This window comes from Pseudomonas sp. CM25, assembly GCF_013179705.1.
Classification (GTDB): Bacteria; Pseudomonadota; Gammaproteobacteria; order Pseudomonadales; family Pseudomonadaceae; genus Aquipseudomonas.
Window position 1 is genome coordinate 1 of the sequence record NZ_JABMCW010000481.1, and the last position, 3145, is coordinate 3145.

The window sequence follows — 3145 nt, forward strand, 5'->3', positions numbered from 1 at the left end:
TGAAACCCAGGTCGCGCATCAGGTTCTTGATGATCCGCCGCATCGTCGAAAAGTCGTCAACGATGAGGATTTTCATATCTTTGTTCAAGTAGACCTCCAAGCAGTCTCGAACGCGCTCGGCTGCGAGCGCGCATTCAATCAATCCGGTACAACGTAGAAAACGACTGCAACGACAACGGGCTCAACGCGCCCGCCATTCCCCAAGGCGGCTGCGCAGGCGCGCAGCACACTGGCTGTGCAACTGGCTGACCCGCGACTCGCTGACCCCAAGCACCTCACCGATTTCCTTGAGGTTCAGCTCTTCGTCGTAGTACAGCGCCAGCACCAGGCGCTCACGCTCCGGCAGGTTGGCGATGGCCTCGGTCAGGGCTACCTGGAAGCGCTCGTCCTCCAGGCCGCGGGCAGGTTCGACCTGGCCGCTGGCGCCATCCTCATGCAGCCCTTCGTGCTCGCCGTCCTGCAACAGGTCGTCAAAGCTGAACAGGCGGCTGCCCAGGGTATCGTTCAAGATCCCGTAGTAATCATCGAGACTCAATTGAAGTTCGGCAGCAACTTCATGATCTTTAGCGTCACGGCCAGTTCTGGCTTCGACTGCGCGCATCGCGTCACTGACCATGCGGGTGTTGCGGTGCACCGAGCGCGGTGCCCAGTCGCCCTTGCGCACTTCGTCCAGCATCGCGCCGCGGATGCGGATACCGGCGTAGGTTTCAAAGCTGGCGCCCTTGCTGGCGTCGTACTTGTTGGCCACTTCCAGCAGGCCGATCATGCCGGCCTGGATCAGGTCCTCGACCTGCACGTTGGCCGGCAGCCGCGCCAGCAGGTGGTAGGCGATGCGCTTGACCAGCGGCGCGTAGCGTTCTATCAGCTCGTACTGGGCGTCTTTCGACGCCCGGCTGTACATCTTGAAGCCACTCGCGTTCATAGCACGGGTCCCGCGCTGGTGGGTTGCACCAGACGCTCGACGAAGAACTCCAGGTGGCCGCGCGGGTTGGCCGGCAGCGGCCAGCTGTCGACCTTCTGCGCAATCGCCTTGAAGGCTAGCGCGCACTTGGAGCGAGGGAAGGCTTCGTAGACTGCACGCTGCTTCTGCACCGCCTTGCGCACACACTCGTCGTACGGCACGGCGCCCACGTACTGCAGGGCAACGTCAAGGAAGCGGTCGGTGACCTTGGTCAGCTTGGCAAACAGGTTGCGCCCTTCCTGCGGGCTCTGCGCCATGTTGGCCAGCACGCGGAAACGGTTCATGCCGTAGTCGCGGTTCAGCAGTTTGATCAGGGCGTAGGCATCGGTGATCGAGGTCGGTTCGTCACACACCACCAGCAGCACTTCCTGCGCCGCGCGGACAAAGCTCACCACCGAGTCGCCAATGCCCGCAGCGGTGTCGATCACCAGCACGTCGAGGTTGTCGCCGACGTCGCTGAACGCCTGGATCAGCCCGGCATGCTGGGCCGGGGCCAGGTGCACCATGCTCTGCGTGCCCGAGGCCGCCGGCACGATGCGCACGCCGCCGGGGCCCTGCAGCATCACATCGCGCAGCTCGCAGCGCCCCTCGATGACATCGGCCAGGGTACGTTTGGGAGTCAGGCCCAGCAACACGTCGACATTGGCCAGGCCCAGGTCGGCGTCGAGCAGCATGACCCTGCGGCCAAGCTCGGCCAGCGCCAGGGACAAGTTCACTGAAACGTTAGTCTTGCCGACGCCACCTTTACCACCGGTCACGGCGATCACCTGTACAGGATGCATGCTACCCATGTCTGTTCTTTACCTTGTCTCGCTGGGACTCAGGCCACACGTAGGGCAATTCTGCGTACCCCTTGGTATAGCGACTTTGCACACGCTTCATGGTCAACCCGCTCGCCGTGGGTTGTGATAGAGATCAGCGAACATGTCGGCCATGGCCTCTTCACTGGGCTCGTCCTGCTGCTGCACATTGACTGCCCGGGTCACCAGCTGGTGCCCACGTGGCAAGTGCAGGTCGTCTGGAATGCGCGGGCCATCGGTGAGATAGGCCACGGGCAGTTCATGACTGATGGCAAGGCTCAGCACATCGCCAAGGCTTGCCGATTCATCGAGTTTGGTCAGGATGCAGCCGGCCAGGCCACAGCGCTTGTAGCTGTGATAGGCGGCGGTCAGCACCTGCTTCTGGCTGGTGGTGGCCAGTACCAGGTAATTCTTTGCGGCAATGCCACGCCCGGCCAAGGTTTCCAGTTGCATGCGCAGGGCCGGGTCGCTGGCCTGCAGGCCGGCGGTATCGATCAGCACCACGCGCTTGCGCAGCAGCGGCTCCAGCGCCGCAGCCAGCGACTGGCCCGGGTCGACGTAGGTCACCGGCACGTTGAGGATGCGACCCAGGGTCTTGAGCTGCTCCTGGGCACCGATGCGGAAGCTGTCCATACTCACCAGCGCCAGGTTCTGCGCGCCGTACTTGAGCACGTAGCGGGCGGCCAGCTTGGCCAGGGTGGTGGTCTTGCCCATGCCGGCCGGGCCGACCACGGCAATCACCCCGCCCTCTTCGATCGGCTCGATTTCGGGAATGTCGATCATCCGCGCCAGGTGCGCCAGCAGCATGCGCCAGGCCTGGCGTGGTTCTTCGATTTCGGCGGTCAGGTCCAGCAGCTCACGGGCGATCGGCCCGGACAGGCCGATGCGCTGCAGGCGGCGCCAGAGGTTGGCCTGCTGCGGCTTGCTGCCCTGCAACTGAGTCCAGGCCAGGGAGCCGAGCTGCACTTCCAGCAGCTCGCGCAGGCCCGACAGCTCGGAGCGCATGGCATCGAACAGGCGCGGGTCGACTGGTGCCGCGGCCGGGGCGGCAGCCGCCTCGGGGGTGTCAACGTGGGGCTCGACCAGCGGTTCGGCGGCCGTCAGCGACTGCCCGGCAAACAATTGGCGGTTGTTGTCGCTGCTGTCCTGGCGGTGGTCCAGCTCGGCCTGGGCAGTGGCGATGCGCGTGTGGGTTTTGCGCAGCTCTTCTTCCAGCTCGGCGTTGGGCACGCGCGGGGCCAGGGCGGACAGCTTGTAGTCCAGCGCGGCCGTCAGTTCGACACCACCGGCAATGCGGCGGTTGCCAATGATCGCGGCATCGGCGCCCAGCTCATCACGGACCAGTTTCATGGCCTGACGCATATCGGCGGCGAAAAATCGCTTA

The 3145-nt window shown here is 64.4% G+C and carries 3 protein-coding genes and 1 pseudogene; all 4 read right to left on the minus strand.

Annotation, left to right across the window (positions count from 1 at the left end; translation table 11 throughout):
* A pseudogene (locus tag HP546_RS28200) lies at positions 1 to 88 on the minus strand (response regulator); the annotation flags it as partial.
* A 93-nt stretch (positions 89 to 181) separates the two neighbouring features.
* Positions 182 to 922, minus strand: coding sequence for an RNA polymerase sigma factor FliA (gene fliA / locus HP546_RS28205; protein ID WP_013973585.1), 741 nt, complete (start codon positions 920 to 922; stop codon positions 182 to 184).
* Complete coding sequence (fleN, locus tag HP546_RS28210) at positions 919 to 1752, minus strand: flagellar synthesis regulator FleN (protein ID WP_027593013.1); 834 nt, start codon at positions 1750 to 1752, stop codon at positions 919 to 921. The genes fliA and fleN overlap by 4 nt, the downstream gene beginning before the upstream one ends.
* Before the next feature lie 93 nt (positions 1753 to 1845).
* A partial coding sequence (flhF, locus tag HP546_RS28215) for a flagellar biosynthesis protein FlhF (RefSeq protein WP_172232494.1) occupies positions 1846 to 3145 on the minus strand: 1300 nt, incomplete at its 5' end.

Excerpts from the sequence above, each read along its gene's own strand:
- fliA (WP_013973585.1), bottom strand. The coding sequence starts at position 922 with ATGAACGCGAGTGGCTTCAAGATGTACAGCCGGGCGTCGAAAGACGCC.
- fleN (WP_027593013.1), bottom strand. The coding sequence starts at position 1,752 with ATGGGTAGCATGCATCCTGTACAGGTGATCGCCGTGACCGGTGGTAAA.